The organism is Bradyrhizobium sp. S3.7.6 (assembly GCF_054061875.1).
In genome coordinates this window covers 104,611-120,495 of sequence record NZ_JBSSEQ010000002.1, presented here as the reverse complement: position 1 = coordinate 120,495, position 15,885 = coordinate 104,611, and the positions used below count along the sequence as shown (strand labels likewise).

The 15,885-nt window shown below is 61.2% G+C and carries 17 protein-coding genes; 16 read left to right on the top strand and 1 reads right to left on the bottom strand.

The genetic code is table 11. From position 1 onward, the window contains the following. Positions 1-10: 10 nt before the first annotated feature. The 16 genes from trbB to ACVJ5M_RS43275 all read left to right on the top strand — a co-directional run bounded on the left by trbB (position 11) and on the right by ACVJ5M_RS43275 (position 15,259). Positions 11-979, top strand: coding sequence for a P-type conjugative transfer ATPase TrbB (gene trbB / locus ACVJ5M_RS43350; protein WP_108522901.1), 969 nt, complete (start codon positions 11-13; stop codon positions 977-979). Further along, complete coding sequence (locus ACVJ5M_RS43345) at positions 969-1,343, top strand: TrbC/VirB2 family protein (RefSeq protein ID WP_456679707.1); 375 nt, start codon at positions 969-971, stop codon at positions 1,341-1,343. The genes trbB and ACVJ5M_RS43345 overlap by 11 nt, the downstream gene beginning before the upstream one ends. Beyond that, positions 1,336-1,635, top strand: coding sequence for a conjugal transfer protein TrbD (locus ACVJ5M_RS43340; protein WP_456679706.1), 300 nt, complete (start codon positions 1,336-1,338; stop codon positions 1,633-1,635). The genes ACVJ5M_RS43345 and ACVJ5M_RS43340 overlap by 8 nt, the downstream gene beginning before the upstream one ends. Before the next feature lie 9 nt (positions 1,636-1,644). Further along, positions 1,645-4,098: a conjugal transfer protein TrbE gene (locus ACVJ5M_RS43335; protein ID WP_456679705.1), complete on the top strand. Its 2,454-nt coding sequence runs from the start codon at positions 1,645-1,647 to the stop codon at positions 4,096-4,098. A gap of 1 nt (position 4,099) precedes the next feature. After that, a complete protein-coding gene (gene trbJ / locus ACVJ5M_RS43330) occupies positions 4,100-4,867 on the top strand; it encodes a P-type conjugative transfer protein TrbJ (protein ID WP_456679704.1) in 768 nt (255 codons plus the stop codon). Further along, positions 4,864-5,049: an entry exclusion protein TrbK gene (gene trbK / locus ACVJ5M_RS43325; protein WP_456679703.1), complete on the top strand. Its 186-nt coding sequence runs from the start codon at positions 4,864-4,866 to the stop codon at positions 5,047-5,049. Before trbJ ends, trbK begins: the two co-directional genes overlap by 4 nt. A gap of 15 nt (positions 5,050-5,064) precedes the next feature. Next, positions 5,065-6,225: a P-type conjugative transfer protein TrbL gene (trbL, locus tag ACVJ5M_RS43320; protein ID WP_456679702.1), complete on the top strand. Its 1,161-nt coding sequence runs from the start codon at positions 5,065-5,067 to the stop codon at positions 6,223-6,225. 43 nt (positions 6,226-6,268) lie between these two features. Continuing rightward, the gene (locus ACVJ5M_RS43315) at positions 6,269-6,931 is read left to right on the top strand and encodes a conjugal transfer protein TrbF (RefSeq protein ID WP_456679701.1); all 663 of its coding nucleotides are present in this window, start codon (positions 6,269-6,271) and stop codon (positions 6,929-6,931) included. 29 nt (positions 6,932-6,960) lie between these two features. Continuing rightward, positions 6,961-7,788, top strand: a complete 828-nt coding sequence (gene trbG / locus ACVJ5M_RS43310; protein ID WP_456679700.1) for a P-type conjugative transfer protein TrbG — start codon at positions 6,961-6,963, stop codon at positions 7,786-7,788. 2 nt (positions 7,789-7,790) lie between these two features. Further along, entirely contained in the window at positions 7,791-8,243 is a 453-nt protein-coding gene (trbH, locus tag ACVJ5M_RS43305; protein WP_456679699.1) for a conjugal transfer protein TrbH, read from the top strand. Between the two features lie 9 nt (positions 8,244-8,252). After that, the gene (trbI, locus tag ACVJ5M_RS43300; RefSeq protein ID WP_456679698.1) at positions 8,253-9,548 is read left to right on the top strand and encodes an IncP-type conjugal transfer protein TrbI; all 1,296 of its coding nucleotides are present in this window, start codon (positions 8,253-8,255) and stop codon (positions 9,546-9,548) included. 298 nt (positions 9,549-9,846) lie between these two features. Continuing rightward, a complete protein-coding gene (locus tag ACVJ5M_RS43295; protein ID WP_456679697.1) occupies positions 9,847-10,188 on the top strand; it encodes a DUF6788 family protein in 342 nt (113 codons plus the stop codon). 1 nt (position 10,189) lies between these two features. Further along, complete coding sequence (locus tag ACVJ5M_RS43290; protein WP_456679731.1) at positions 10,190-11,587, top strand: ISNCY family transposase; 1,398 nt, start codon at positions 10,190-10,192, stop codon at positions 11,585-11,587. A 1,034-nt stretch (positions 11,588-12,621) separates the two neighbouring features. After that, the gene (locus ACVJ5M_RS43285; protein ID WP_456679696.1) at positions 12,622-13,350 is read left to right on the top strand and encodes a DUF1045 domain-containing protein; all 729 of its coding nucleotides are present in this window, start codon (positions 12,622-12,624) and stop codon (positions 13,348-13,350) included. Between the two features lie 4 nt (positions 13,351-13,354). Next, on the top strand, positions 13,355-13,939 hold the full coding sequence (phnN, locus tag ACVJ5M_RS43280) for a phosphonate metabolism protein/1,5-bisphosphokinase (PRPP-forming) PhnN (protein ID WP_456679695.1): 585 nt from the start codon (positions 13,355-13,357) through the stop codon (positions 13,937-13,939). Between the two features lie 615 nt (positions 13,940-14,554). Then, positions 14,555-15,259, top strand: a complete 705-nt coding sequence (locus tag ACVJ5M_RS43275) for an autoinducer binding domain-containing protein (RefSeq protein WP_456679730.1) — start codon at positions 14,555-14,557, stop codon at positions 15,257-15,259. Between the two features lie 128 nt (positions 15,260-15,387). On the opposite strand, the gene ACVJ5M_RS43270 is transcribed toward ACVJ5M_RS43275, so the two are convergent. After that, complete coding sequence (locus ACVJ5M_RS43270; protein WP_456679694.1) at positions 15,388-15,708, bottom strand: transcriptional repressor TraM; 321 nt, start codon at positions 15,706-15,708, stop codon at positions 15,388-15,390. Positions 15,709-15,885: the final 177 nt, after the last annotated feature.

The following is a 15,885-nucleotide window of genomic DNA, read 5'->3' as shown; positions in this document are numbered from 1 at the left end:
GGCGATTGCTATGGCCGAACTTCGTTCGCATCCGCGGCTTGTCCGCAAACTCCAGGACGCCCTTGGCGACCAGATCTGCGCCGCGCTCGATGATCCGGCGGTCGTCGAAGTCATGCTCAATCCTGATGGCCGGTTGTTCATTGAACGACTAGGCCAAGGGATGACAGCTGCCGGAACCATGCTTGGGGCGACCGCCGAGATCATCATCGGCAGCGTCGCCCACGCGCTGCAATCCGAAGCCGACGACGAGCGCCCGATCATTTCAGGGGAACTGCCGATCGGCGGTCATCGTTTCGAAGGTTTGCTACCGCCTGTCGTCGGCGCCCCCACCTTCACGATTCGAAAGCGCGCTTCGCGTCTGTTCGATCTCGAGGATTACGTGACGCAGGACGTGATGACGGCCGATCAACTTGCGGTCATCCGCAACGCCATCGGATCGCGCCTGAACATTGTCGTGTCCGGCGGGACGGGCTCAGGTAAGACCACACTCGCCAATGCCGTGATCGCGGCGATCGTGGCGCACGCGCCTGAGCACCGCCTGGTCATTCTCGAAGACACGGCCGAGATCCAGTGCGCGGCCGAAAACGCCGTCTCGCTTCATACGAGCGGCACAGTCGACATGGCGCGTCTGCTCAAGAGTACCATGCGGCTACGACCCGATCGCATCATCGTCGGAGAAGTGCGCGACGGCGCGGCGCTCACGCTGCTCAAGGCCTGGAACACGGGCCATCCCGGCGGCATCACCACCATCCACGCCAATAGCGCCATTTCGGCGCTGCGCCGTCTGGAGCAGCTCACGGCCGAAGTTAGTCAACAGCCCATGCGCGAGGTCATCGGCGAGGCGGTCGATCTGATCGTCTCGATCGAACGAACGGATCGCGGCCGCCAGGTCCGCGACGTGCTCCACGTCGAGAGCTTCTCGGCGGGCCAATACCAAACCCAATCCTATGCCCCCAAGGAGGAGCGCCATGTCGCTTAACCGCATGATGATCGTAGGTGCCGGCGGCCTGCTGCTCGCACTCGTGATGTTGGATCCAGTTTTTGCATCGACCAGCGGCGGCGGCAATCTTCCTTGGGAGAGCCCGCTTCAGCAGATCCAGCAATCGATCACGGGTCCCGTGGCTGGCTTCATCGCGCTTGCAGCTGTCGCGGTTGCCGGCGGCATGTTGATCTTCGGCGGCGAACTCAACGATTTCGCGCGACGCCTCATGTATGTCGTGCTGGTCGCCGGCATTCTCCTCGGCGCCACACAGATCGTCGCCTTGTTTGGTGCAAGCGGCGCCTCGATCGGCGATGTCGCGATGCCCATCGCCGATAGGGCAGGGGACCCCGGTCATGGCTGAGGTCGGTGCCAATCTCAGACGCAACCGCATCCATCGCGCGCTGTCGCGGCCGAACCTGCTGTTCGGCGCCGATCGCGAGCTCGTGCTGCTGACCGGCCTTGCCGCCGTCATCCTGATCTTCGTCGTGCTCACCTGGTACGCAGCAATCCTCGGCGCGGCGATCTGGATCGTTGTCGTGGCGGCGCTGCGGATGATGGCGAAGGCCGACCCGATGATGCGGCGGGTCTACGCTCGTCATATCTCCTATCGGCCTCAATACCGGGCGACCTCAACGCCCTGGCGTCGCTACTGAGGTCCGCTCATGGCTGCACTGCGCTCCTTCCGTCACTCCGGCCCATCCTTCGCCGATCTCGTGCCTTACGCCGGGCTGGTCGCGAACGGCATCCTGCTGTTGAAGGACGGCTCGCTGATGGCGGGTTGGTATTTTGCGGGCCCGGACTCCGAGAGCTCGACCGACGCCGAGCGCAACGAGGTCTCACGCCAGATCAACACCATCCTCGCGCGTCTCGGCTCCGGCTGGATGATCCAGGTCGAGGCTGTACGCGTGCCGACAACGGACTATCCGGCGCGGCAGGACTGTTACTTTCCCGATCCGGTGACACGCGCCATTGACGATGAGCGTCGCAGCCGCTTCGAGCAGGAGCGGGGACATTATGAGAGCCGGCACGCCATCATCCTGACCTGGCGGCCGCCGGAACGCCGGCGCGCTGGACTCGCCCGCTACATCTACTCCGACGTCGAAAGCCGGTCAGCGTCCTATGCCGACACCGCGATCGACAGTTTCCGCACCTCGATCCGCGAGGTCGAGCAATATCTCGCCAGCGTCCTGTCCATCCGGCGCATGGAAACGCGCGAAGTCGAAGAGCGCGAGGGCACGCGCACGTCGCGTTACGATGAACTGTTCCAGTTCATCCGCTTCTGCATCACGGGCGAGAACCACCCGATTCGCTTGCCCGACATTCCGATGTATCTGGACTGGCTGGCGACCGCCGAGCTTCAACACGGTCTCTCGCCCATGGTCGAGAACCGCTTTCTCGGCGTCGTGGCGATCGACGGTTTTCCCGCCGAGAGCTGGCCGGGAATCCTCAATTCGCTCGATCTGATGCCGCTGACCTATCGCTGGTCGTCGCGCTTCTTGTTCCTTGACGATCAGAACGCCCGGCAGAAGCTCGAGCGCACCCGTAAGAAGTGGCAGCAGAAGGTGCGCCCCTTCATCGACCAACTCTTTCAGACACAAAGCCGCTCGATCGATCAGGATGCGGCGGCCATGGTGGCCGAGACCGAGGATGCGATCGCGGAAGCCTCTTCGCAACTCGTCGCCTATGGCTATTACACGCCGGTCATCGTCCTGTTCGACGAGAGCAGCGCGCGCCTACAGGAGAAGGCGGAGGCAGTCCGTCGCCTGATCCAGGCCGAAGGTTTTGGCGCGCGCATCGAAACGCTTAACGCGACGGAAGCCTTCCTCGGCAGCCTGCCGGGCAATTGGTACGCCAATATCCGCGAGCCGCTGGTCAACACGCGCAATCTCGCGGACCTGATCCCGCTCAACTCCGTCTGGTCGGGCAATCCGACCGCGCCATGCCCGTTCTATCCGCCGGGCTCGCCGCCGCTGATGCAGGTCGCCTCCGGCTCCACACCCTTCCGGCTGAACCTGCATGTCGACGACGTCGGCCATACGTTGGTGTTCGGTCCGACTGGTTCGGGCAAATCGACGTTGCTCGCGCTGATCGCAGCGCAGTTTCGGCGTTATGCCGGCGCGCAGATCTTCGCCTTCGACAAGGGCCGCTCGATGATGCCGGTGACGCTGGCCGCCGGCGGCGACCATTACGAGATCGGCGGTGATGAGGTGGACGGCGCGGCAGCGCTTGCCTTCTGTCCGTTGTCGGACTTGTCGACCGACACCGATCGCGCCTGGGCGTCCGAATGGATCGAAACGCTGGTTGCCGTGCAAGGTGTCTTGATCACGCCTGATCATCGCAACGCTATCTCGCGGCAGGTCGGCCTCATGGCCGAGGCGCGTGGGCGATCTTTATCTGATTTCGTGTCGGGCGTGCAGCTGCGCGAGATCAAGGATGCGCTGCACCACTACACGGTCGACGGTCCGATGGGCCAATTGCTCGATGCGGAGAGGGACGGCTTGCTGCTCGGTTCCTTCCAGACCTTCGAGATCGAGCAGCTGATGAACATGGGCGAGCGCAACCTCGTCCCGGTCCTGACCTATTTGTTCCGGCGAATCGAAAAGCGGCTGACCGGCGCGCCCAGCCTCATTATCCTCGATGAGGCCTGGCTCATGCTCGGCCATCCTGTCTTCCGGGACAAGATTCGCGAGTGGTTGAAGGTCCTGCGTAAAGCCAATTGCGCGGTGCTGCTCGCGACGCAGTCGATCTCGGACGCCGAGCGCTCCGGCATCATCGATGTGCTGAAGGAAAGCTGCCCGACGAAGATCTGCCTGCCGAACGGCGCGGCGCGCGAGTCGGGCACGCGCGAGTTCTATGAGCGCATCGGCTTCAACGAACGTCAGATCGAGATCGTTGCGACTGCTGTTCCCAAGCGCGAATACTACGTCGCTTCGCCGGAGGGCCGCCGTCTCTTCAACATGGCGCTCGGCCCCGTCGCGCTCTCCTTCGTCGGTGCGTCCGGCAAGGAAGACCTGAAGCGCATCCTGGCGCTGAAGACTGCCGAGGTAGATTGGCCTGTTCTCTGGCTCAAGGAAAGGGGGATCGTCCATGCCAAAGCACTTCTCGCCGACGTGTAAGATGCTCATTGTTGCCATGATCGTTGCTTCGGCATCGATCCGTCCGGCGCTCGCCGGCGCGGCCGCCGGCGGCGCCACTGAGCTCACACAGCTTCTTAATAACGGACAGTTGGTCCAGCTCGCTGGTCAATCCGCTCAACAGATCAACAATCAGATCACGCAGATTTCGCAGCTCGCTCAGCAGATTCAAAATCAGTTGAGGATTTACCAGAACATGCTGCAGAACACGGCGCAGTTGCCGTCACATGTCTGGGGACAGGCCGAGAACGATCTCAAGCAGCTGCAGAACATCGTCAATCAGGGCCAGGGCATGGCCTTCTCGATGGGCAACATCGATGACGTGCTCAAGCAACGCTTCCAGAGCTACACGCAGTTCAAGACCAATCTGCCGAACGGCGCGAGCTTCGCGTCGACTTATCAGACCTGGTCGACGACGAACCGCGATACGATCTCGAGCACGCTGCAGGCGGCGGGTTTGACCTCGCAGCAATTTGCGACCGAGAACTCAACAATGGCGCAACTCCAGACAGCCTCCGAGAGCGCCGACGGACAGATGAAGGCCCTGCAGGTCGGCCATGAGATCGCCGCGCAGGAGGTCGGCCAGATGCAGAAGCTAAGGGGTCTCGTCGCGCAGCAGACGACGATGATGGCGACCTGGTTCCAATCGTCGGAGGCCAACAAGGATCTGTCGCAGGCGCGGCGCGAGCAATTCTTCAACGCGACCACGCCAGCCACCTCCGGCGGCCAGACCATGGAGCCGCGTTGGTGAGACCGTCCACGATCATCATCGTCGTGATCGCGATCAGCGCCTGCGCCGCAGGGGCCTGGCTGTTCTTCGCGCCGCGCGCGCCGGTGCCGGCACAAGGGACTGCCTCGCGCGCCAGCGACTTCTTCAAACCTCCGCAGGACTACAAGACGTCCGGCGGCCAGCAGATGAAACCGCGTTGGTAGGATAGGGGGCAGGGGGTGCGTGGGATTAAACCGGGGCTCGTTCTGATCGTTGCGATCGGCATCGTCGTCGTCGCGCATCCTGCCTTCGCGCAGCAGGACGGCAGCGTTCTCACGACGCTGGAGAATTCGGTGACGACGGCCGCGAAGGGCTGGCAGACGACCGTCATGCAGGCGGCCAAGTCGTTGTTCTGGATCCTCGCTGGCATCGAGGTCGGCCTCGCCGCGGTGTGGCTCGCGATTCAGACCGCGACTCTCGATGCGTGGTTCGCCGAGATGGTGCGGCGGATCATGTTTATCGGCTTCTTCGCCTTCGTGCTCGACCAGGGACCGAACTTCGCCAAGGCGGTCGTCGACAGCCTTTACCAGATCGGCGCAGGCGGCGGCTCGGCGTCGCCGGCGGATGTGTTCAATGCGGGTCTCAAGGTCGCCTCCGCGATGTCGCAGAACGCGCAGTTCGGCCTTTTCCAGGATAACGCGCTCGCGATCGCCTCGGTGTTCGCCATGGTGATCGTGGTGATCTCGTTCTCGCTGGTCGCGGCGATCTTCGTGGCGGTAATGGTCGAGATGTATGTCGGTCTGCTCGCCGGCATGATCATGCTCGGTCTCGGCGGCTCGTCCTTCACCAAGGACTTTGCGATCCGCTACCTCGTCTATGCCTTCAGTGTCGGGATGAAGCTCATGGCGCTGGTGATGATCGCCAAGATCGGTTCCGACGCCTTGCTGAACCTCGCCAACCAGACGGGCACCGGCAACGACGCCTTCGTCGGGACACTTGCGATCGGTGGCATCTCCGTCGTCGTCTTCATCATCTCGATCTATGTGCCGAACATCGTGCAAGGCGTCGTGCAGGGCGTCTCGGTCGGCAGCGGCATGGAAGTGGTGAAGCATGCGGGACAGGCGGCGAGCTTCGCGGCCGGCGGCGCCACCCTCGCCATGGGAGGCGCAAGGGCGGGCGCAGCCGGGTTCAGTGCCGCGCGTGCCGACGGCGCCTCGTTTGGCGCAGCCGCCCTCAAGGCCATGACGCAAGGCATCGGCACGGCGGGCGGCGCGCTCGCCTCCGCCGCGCGCGACCAGGCGATCGGCGCGCCCGGCTCCTTTGGCACGTCGACGCTCGGCCTCGCCAACGCCAAGCTCGACCAGCGGCGCTCGCAGCAACAATCGACTGGAAAGACTTGAGCCGATTCAACCCGACAGATGAAGAATGGAAAGACTTTCTCAAATGGCCGCGCGTAATCCGCCCGACAATCCCTATCTCGCCGCCCGTCAGGAATGGAACGAGCGCTACGGCTCATATGTGAAGGCGGCCGCGACGTGGCGCACCATCGGCCTGATCGCCATGGTGATGGCCGTGATCGGCTTTGCCTATGCGCTGTTCCAGAGCACGCGGGTCAAGCTGGTGCCGTACATCGTCGAGGTCGACAAGCTCGGCACCGCCGCGAGCGCAGGCTATCCGCAGCAGATCGAATATGCGGATCCGCGGGTGGTGCGCGCGACGCTCGGCAGCTTCGTCTCGAACTTCCGATCGGTGACGCCCGATGCGGTCGTGCAGAAGCAATATATCGATCGGACCTATGCACTGCTGCGGACCTCCGATCCCGCCACGCAAAAGATCAATGACTGGTTTCGGAGCAACTCGCCGTTCGAGCGAGCCAAGACGCTGACGGTCGGCGTCGAGGTCAACAACATCGTCGCTCTATCCAACCAGTCCTATCAGATCGACTGGACCGAATTCGAGCGTGACAGAAAAGGAAAGGAAACCGGCGAGCACCGCTTTCGCGGCATCGCCACCGTCACGCTGACTCCACCCCAGGACGAGCAGACCATCCGGCTCAATCCGATCGGCCTCTACCTGCGTGATTTCGACTGGACGGCGCAACTATGAAAGGGGCGGGGACACCGATGCACCCAAACATGATCAGACTTCATACATGCATTGTTCTAGGGGCATCCGCCTTCGGCTTGCTGCTTGCCGATGTCAGCGCGCACGCGCAGGCGATGAACGCCAAGGAGCGAAAGGGCACGAGCATCTCGAGCCAGTGGCGCGGATCGACCGGCCTTGTGACGCGCGGAGTGGACGGCAAGGTCGTCTTCCTGTTCGGTGAGGTCCAGCCCTCCGTCGTCTGCTCGCCGCTCGAGGTCTGCGACATCGAGCTCGAGGCCGGTGAGGTCGTGCGCGACGTGCTGGTTGGCGACACCGTACGCTGGAAGGTCGAACCGGCGACGTCTGGAGCGGTCGGCGGACAGGCCATCCACCTGATCGTCAAACCGTCGGAGCCAGGACTCGTCACCTCGATGGTGGTGACGACCTCGCGGCGGACCTATCATATCCAGCTCAAGTCCAATGCGACCCAATACATGGCGCGCGTCGGCTTCGAATATCCGGCGGATGTCGGCAGCCGGCTCGCGGACGTCAACGCGCGTATTGGCACTGAGGTGATTCCGGGCACCGGTGTTCCCGCCGAGCAGTTGAGCTTCGCCTATAGCGTGAGCGGCAGCGCGTCCTGGCGGCCCACGCGCGTCTACAGCGATGGCGTGAAGACCTACATCCAGTTTCCGTCGGCGCTCTCTGGGCAGGATGCGCCTGTTCTCTTCGTGGAGTCGGGTGGTCAGAACCGCATCGTCAACTACCGGCTGAAGGGCGATATGATGGTGGTCGACTATCAGATCGACACCGCCATTCTGGTCTCCGGCGTTGGCTTTTGGAACCAGGACAAGGTGACGATTCGGAGGGGAGGCTGATCATGCGGCAGGTCTCCTCGATGCCTCGGCTCGTCCTTCTCTCCGTGCTCGGCCTGCCGCTCGCCGGCTGCGCGTCGATCGGCGGCGGCGCTCTGGTGGCGAGCTCGGCGCCGGCCGATCTGTCCGGACCCGCGGCTTCTGCGATCGCCGGCGACATGGTGACGAAATTCGCCGAACAGGTCGGGCCCGGCTCTGGCACGATCATCCTGAAGCCCGACGGCACGCCCTTCGGCCAGGCGCTGGAGACGTCGCTCAAGAGCTGGGGATATGCGGTTGCGACCGATCAGAAGACCAAGGGCGAGAAGACCATTCCACTCGCCTATGTGATCGAGTCCTACAACGGCCAGGTCCTGGCACGCTTGTCGACCGGCAGTGTCGAGCTCGGCCGCGCGTATAGCGCAACCGCCGCTGGAGCATCGCCGGCCAGCCCGCTCTCCGTCATGCAGCGCGGGTAAGGGGGTCATATGGCGCAATCCCTGAAGCTTGGCGGCGCTCCGGATGAAGCGGAAGGCAGAGGAATCCGTCGCCTGAACCGGCTGCCGATCATCGTCGCCATCGTGCTGGTGATCGTGTTCTTCGCCGTCATCTTCTACGGCCTGACGTCGCGCGGACTCCGTCGCGAGGCCGGCATCGACACTGCCTCTTCCAACTCAGCTTCGACCTATGCGGATCAACTCAAGAAGGGAGTTTCCAACGGCATCATCGGCGACCAACAGGAGGCACAGACATTCCAGCCAGCGCCGGCGCAGTCCGAAACCCAAAAGCCGGCAAACAATCCTTTTTCCGGCCGTCAACACACCGAGGCACCCACCGGCTCGCAACTCGAATCCGAAGCGCTGTGGCGGGCGCGCCTCGAGCGGGAGGCACATGAGCAATATCTCCGGGAGCAGCAGCGCGAGCGCATGGCCCGCGTGCAGGCGAACGATGCGGCCTATGACTCCCCGCTCGCCATCAATCTCGGCAAGCTGCAAACATCGAGCGCACCGATGAGCAATGCAGCACCATCGAAAACGACAACACCAGGTCTTACAGGCGGTGCCTCCGACCTTTATGCGGCGGCGCTTCGCGCCGGCCTCAGTACGCAGAGCATCGATCCGAACGGTCAAATGGCGAAAGAGGATTTCTTCAACGCGGACCTCAAGAAGCTCGGCTATCTTCCCAACAAGGTGGTTGCGCCGACATCCGCCTACGAACTGAAACGCGGCTCCGTCATTCCAGCGACGCTGATCACCGGCATCAATTCCGATCTTCCCGGTCGCATCACCGCCCAGGTCAGCCAGGACGTCTATGACAGCGCCACAGGCCACCAGCTGCTGATCCCGCAGGGCGCCAAACTCTTGGGACGGTACGATTCCAAGATTTCATTCGGGCAAAGCCGCATCCTTGTCGTCTGGACTGACATCATCTTCCCGAACGGCTCGACGTTGCAGATCGGAGGCATGGCAGGCACGGACGCGGAAGGCTATGGTGGCTTCAATGATCAAGTTGATAATCATTATTTCCAGGTATTCGGCTCCGCGATCCTGATTGCCGCGATCGGCGCGGGCATCAATATGTCCGTGCCGGCGAGTTCGCCGTATGGGTATCGGCAGACACCGTCTGACGCCGCACGAAACAGCTTTGCCGAGACGTTTGGCCGAGTCGCCGAACAGACGATCGGCAAGAACCTGAACGTCCAGCCCACACTGGAGATTCGACCGGGCTATATGTTCAACGTCCTCGTCGACCAGGACATGGTCTTTCCCAGCGTCTACCGCTGATAAGGTTTCGAGGATGGACGATAAGTTACCGTCGGTACCGGAGAACAATACGGGCGGCACCTCTCGCAGTGGTTCAACATGCGTTGCAAGAATGCGGACGATCTAGCTAGCTAACTAATGCCCCTAAATACTGACATTACGAGTAAGCCGGCTTTTTCAACGAAGGACGCCCTAGCTACTTTCCGGCGCAAAATTCGGCGGCCTTGTGAGGCAGCCAGAATCGCTTGGTGTAGCGAAAACTGCAAGGTCGAACGGATTGGCGCTGACTTGAAGCGGCAGTATTGATTCCTTCTTATGAATGATTCGTAAGCGAGCCCTTCAAACGCGTGAGAAGCTTGTCGGCAAGCTGCCGGTCACCGGCGAACTGCTGCGCGGTTCGTTGCTGGAGCGCACCGTTCGTCACAAGAGCGGCTGCCCGAAATGCGCGCGCGGCGAAGGGCACCAGGTGCATGTCCTGACGGTGAGCTATGCGGGTGGACGCGTGCGCCAGTTCAGTGTGCGGCGTGAGCGCGTTGCCGAGGTGCGCCGCTGGCTGGAGAATTACCAGAAGCTGAAAGACGCGATCGAGGCGATCTGCGAGTTCAATCACGACCTGTTGCGCCCTGATGCGGCGCCGCGGGAGAGGAAGAAACGTGATTGAGATGCGCAGAGCGCAACTGAGCTTCGGCGACGGCTTGATCGCCGGGGAGGTGAGCGATCTTCGCGAAGGTTGGATGACCCATGCTGACCGGGTTCTGGCGGATGAACAGATCGTCGGTGCGGTGTACGAGGCGCTGGCGAGACGACGTCCCAAGAGCCGCAGTCGTGGTCGGCTGGGCGCGCCGGCCGAGGTGGTGTTGCGGTTGTTGATCCTCAAGCATGTTCGCAACTGGAGCTATCACGTGCTGGAACGCGAAGTGCGCGCCAATCTGGTGTATCGCGACTTCACCCGTGTGGGCGGCGGCAAGATGCCGGACGCCAAGACGATGGGGCGCTGGGGCCTGGCTGTGGATCCGGAGACAATCAGACAGATCCACGACCGGATCGTGCAAATCGCGCAGCAACAAGGGGTGACGCAGGGACGCAGAATGCGTCTGGATACGACGGTGGTGGAGACCAACATCCATTACCCGACCGACAGCACGTTGCTGGGTGACGGGGTTAGGGTGCTGATCCGCACCATGAAGAAGGTCACCGAGATCGCGGGCGCGGCCGGAACCAAGCTGCGCGACCAAACGCGAAGCGTAAAACTGCGGCTGCTCGATATCTCGCGGATTGCGCGTGCCAAAGGACCGCTCAATCACGAGAGGCTCAAGCAAGGCTACCGTAAGTTATTGAACTCAACGAGCCGAGTGGTGGGTCAAGCGAAGCGCTTCTCCCATGAGATATCCACCGGCGTGAAGCGGGCCAGGGGCATCTTGAAACGGCTGGCGCTGCAAGGCTTGCGGCAGGAGCTGGAAGCGATGATGCCGCTGGTGCGGCAGGTGATGCGGCAGACCCGGCAACGCATCTTCCACGGCAACACGCGGACAGAGGACAAGCTCGAGCCCTCGACGGGGATCATTCGCAAGGGCAAGGCCGGCAAGCCCAACGAGTTCGGCAAGATGGTCAAGCTGCAGGAAGCCGAAAACCAGATCGTGATCGACTACGAAGTCTACGATCGGCGGCCGAGCGATTCGGACCTCTTGATCCCGGCCATCGAAATCCACCAAGCCAAGCTCGGTCGCACGCCACGTCTGGTCGCGGCAGATGCCGGGTTCTATTCCGCCAGGAATGAAGCCGCCGCGAAGGCGAGCGGCGTCAAGCGCGTCTGCATCCCCAATCGTTCCACCAAGAGCGTCGCCCGCAAGCGCGAGCAGAAGAAGCGTTGGTTCCGCAACGGCCAGAGATGGCGGACCGGATGCGAGGGGCGCATCAGCGTCGCCAAACGGCGGCACGGGCTCGATCGCTGCCGCTACAAAGCCAGCGCCGGAATGAAGCGCTGGGTCGGGCTCGGCGTTGTCGCAGACAACCTCATCAGCATCGGTCGCGTGATGGAACAGCAGTCACTCCAAAGGTAGTCCACTTCCAGCGCAATCTTGGCCTCACATCGCCCCGCCGCCCCCGGCAGGGCTTCTTATTGTCTGCATGGTTGATCGCGCCCTTCAGAACCGCGATTTTTGCGCCGGAAAGTAGCTACTAGCTTAGCTATGGCTAGATGAAGGAACTCGACCGGTTCTCTACAAATTCCTGCAAGGAAATCGACAAAAACGCGCGACACCGCCTAGCCGCAAGCTATGAAGAATTGCTATCCGATTGAAATTTAAGCCTCAGCATAGGCTGCTCCTCCGAATTGGGGGAGCCTCAAACAGCGCCCGCTCCTTGGCACTCTCGTGCCCGGAGGAGCCGTCCACAGCATAGCGTGTCCCGACAGAGGAGCTTGCGGCGCTCGACCAGAAAGATCATCGCGACACACTCAAACCGCTGGAACGATCGAATTGCTCGACTCGATCGACAGCCTACCCGCTGGAAGTGCAGCCTGCCTCAATCAGGTTGAGGCAGTTACTCGACCCCGAGGAGCAGTCGCTCAGCGGCAAATGAGACTAGGATCTGGCATATCGATATCGCCTCTCAATTCGAAGATGTCACGACTGATTGGAGAATCATCGGTACGAATGCGTCACAGTGACACGATCTGTAATGGCACTGTCTCTCATGCGCTGTTGATTGCTGATAGAATCTAACCGGAAACATAGGAAATGGGCATCGCGGACGAATCATGCGGCGACTTCTCAGACGAACATTGCATCCTAATCGCCGCTCGATTGAAGAGAGGCTTCGTTGGCCGCGAATGTCGTAACGCAGTCGGCGTGCTTCAACGGAAAACTTCAAATTGTCGACCCCACAGCATCCGACCCCACCGCTTCGCTCGACGGCGCCAACCGCAAGAACTTTGGCCGGCCTCATCAACTTGGGCACAGCATCGGTACTGCGATCATCGCCTTATCAATCGCGATGAGGGTAGGAGTAATGCCGCTGACAAGCCTTTCAGCTTAAGAGACGCGCCGCAATTAAAGTACGCTTGACTGTGAGTGAGCTAGGAAGCCGTTATCTGATGTCGGATAATCCTCGGTACGCGATCTACTACACGCCGGCTCCGGAACACCCGCTAACCGTGGCGGCGAGGGCCTGGCTTGGGCGCGACGCCTTCGCTGGATGCTCGCCCATGGCGTCAGGTGGATTCGTTGCCACCGCAACGAACCAAATTCGCGGCGCTCTCACCAGAGCGCCCCGCCGCTACGGCTTCCACGCAACGCTCAAGGCGCCGTTCCGGCTCAAGAAGGAGTGTTCCGTCGAGGTACTGGAGCGGGCGCTCCGCAAGTTCGTGGCAGCTTGGCCTTCATGCCCGATCGGTCCTTTGAAAATCGATCTGCTAGGTGGCTTCTTTGCGCTGGCTCCTGTGAATCCGGCTCCCACTCTGCAGGGCCTTGCCTCGTGCATCGTTGAAGAGTTCGACCGTTTTCGAGCGCCGCTGAGCCAAGTCGAGTTTCAACGGCGTTTATGCAGTCAGCTCAACGAGATCGAGACCACCCATCTTGTGCAATGGGGCTACCCGTACGTTTTCGATTGCTTTCGCTTCCACATGACCCTGACCGATCGCCTTCCCGCCGAAGACCAACCTGTAGTGCGGCGGGACTTGGATACGGTGTTCGGGTCCTTGCTCTGTGAAGACTACAGCGTCGATGCCCTTTCCCTTTTCGTTCAAGAACATTCCGGGGCCGATTTTGTCGTGCGATCTCAGTTCGCGTTGAGGGGCCCTACCCTCCTCAGAGAGGCGGTATGAGCCGATGACCTTTGGGCGCGGCCATCTGGTTCTCGTGGTTGGACCCAGCGGTGCGGGCAAGGACACCCTGATCGACTATGCTCGCGTACAATTGCAGTCCGATCCCAGTTTTCATTTTGTCCGCCGGATCATCACCAGGCCTCCTTCCATCGGAGAGAATCACGAATCAATTGGTGTTGAGGAATTTCAACGCCGAGCCAGCGCCGGCAGGTTCGCCCTGCATTGGCACGCGCATGGGCTTTTCTACGGGATTCCTGCGGTAGTCGAAGACCACCTCGATCGCGGTATAGTCGTCGTCGCGAACGGCTCCCGAGCAGTCGTGCCCCTCGCCCGTCAGCGCTATCCGCAACTATGTGTCATCAATGTCACCGCACCTGTTGAAGTCTTGTCCGAGCGCCTTAAGGGACGCGGACGGGAAAGCGAATCCTCATTGAAGCAGCGTCTTGCGCGGGACGTTACTCCGATCGAAGGAATTAACGTTTTGCAAATAGAGAACGCCGGTTGCGTGCACGTCGCGGGCGATCGGTTCGTCGATGCGCTGCGCGCCTGCGGACAATTGAGGACCATCACGAGCAGTCCTCACGTATGACGGCACATCGATTCGTGCAGCAGAAATGAGAAACATAACTTTGAGACCGCCCGCCCATCCAGGCAGTTCATCATCCCAGATGACATAGTCATTATTGTCCTGCTTCTGCGACATCTACGATCCCCTCATTGAGCTTTGCGCTAGCCTCGATCGCGTCATGCACCTTGGTAAGCTAATTCCCAACAGCGAGAGAACCAAACATAGCGATGGAGGACACATCGATACTCATGACTCTGGACGGGCCCGCCGTTCGAAAACGTAAAGCGTTTCCCGTCACGGCGTCCGGCCAATACCGAAGGTACGAATTCCCGATTCATCTGCATGAAAATCGCACTGGCCTGCACCGCGCAAGCAATGTAGAATCGGCGTCCGTTCAACCGCGATAGAAACTGAATCCAGCCTTGGAGAACGCGGTTTGGCCTGCGGCCGGATCAGAACTGCGTGGAGCTATGCGCAGGACCATCGGGTGGGTGGAGAGATCAATAGGTAAGGGAGGTTGAATTCCAGGTCACTCGAAATTAGTCAGAAGGATGAGCGCATCGTGATGCTCGTCCGAGCATGGTCGGCAACGCGCTGACGCTCGGAATAAAGAATAAGAAGACGGGGAGATTTCTGTTGGACGGGCAGTTGCAGGGGTTGATCGACGCTATCGATCTGGCAAACGACGAGCGCTCCATTCGCAATGCGCTCAAGAAGTTTACTGTCTCCTCCGGTTTCGATCGCTATGCCTACATTCATGTTCACGCTGATGATGGGGTTGCTTTCAGCGACTATCCTGCGGAATGGCTGAACCTCTATTTTGCAAAGCGATACACGATCATCGACCCTGTCGTGACGACCGCCAAGCGCAGCATGCGGATGTTCGCCTGGTCGGAGGAGGAGCGCGGCGCGCGCAGGAGCTCGCGCGAGATCAAGCAATTCTATTCGGAGGCAACTGATTTCGGCATCCGCTCCGGCGTTTCCGTTCCGATCAGGACAAGCTATGGCCGCACCGCGATGATCACGCTCGCATCTGATCGGCGGCTGGTCGAGGTCCCGCCATGGGATCCGATGCACGCGGCATTGGCGCTCGCCTACATTCACGTTCGTCTCAGCCTGGTGTCTGGGTCGTCCTTCAAAACAGGAGATGTGACGCTGTCGACGCAGGAAGCGACCTCCCTCAGCTGGTCGTCACACGGCAAGTCGATGAACGTGATCGCGGACTTGCTTGGGATCAAGCCGCGAACAGTCCAGTTCTATCTGGATAACGCGCGCGACAAACTCGGCGCCAGCAATCTTCAGCAGGCCGTCCGCATCGCTATGGAGAAGAAGTTGATCTAGCCCAGCGTGAACGGCCGTAGGCCGCACTCACTCTCGCATTGGGCACCGCCCCGAGTGAGACAAGACGGAATCCACGACGCACAGCGCGGTGCACGCTGATCCGTGACGTCTACGAGTTGCCGCGTTGATTATCCGGCCGGGACCTTCGGAACGAAGCCGAGCCGGTTGATCAGGTTGTTCAAGACGAGCTGACGCGCCCGATGCTCGGTCTCCGCATGTGCATAGATTTGTTGGAGCTCCGCCCGGCGTTCGGGACAACAGCCTGTGTCAGCCTCTGCGGCTACCCGCTGCAATCGGGCCGTCTCGGCAAGCGCGACGCTGGCACGGTATTCGCGCATGGCGTCGATGGCCAGGCGCTCAAGCTCAGGTTGTGCCATTCCCTCGAAGATCTGCTCAAAATCGCAGTTGAGCCCAACGCCGGGCGATTCATCATCACTGTTCGATGCCACAATTCTCACACAGACTTGGTCCGCGGTGCGCCCCCGCCGACGATAATCCCTTGATCCCAAGCCGGGGGTTAGAAAACCGCGATTAGACGGTCCCTATGACCTTTAGCACCGAGGCGCCTGGACATACGTCACAGGCCCCCGGCCGTTAGGTCAGAGGATCCCGGTGCCGTCACGGCC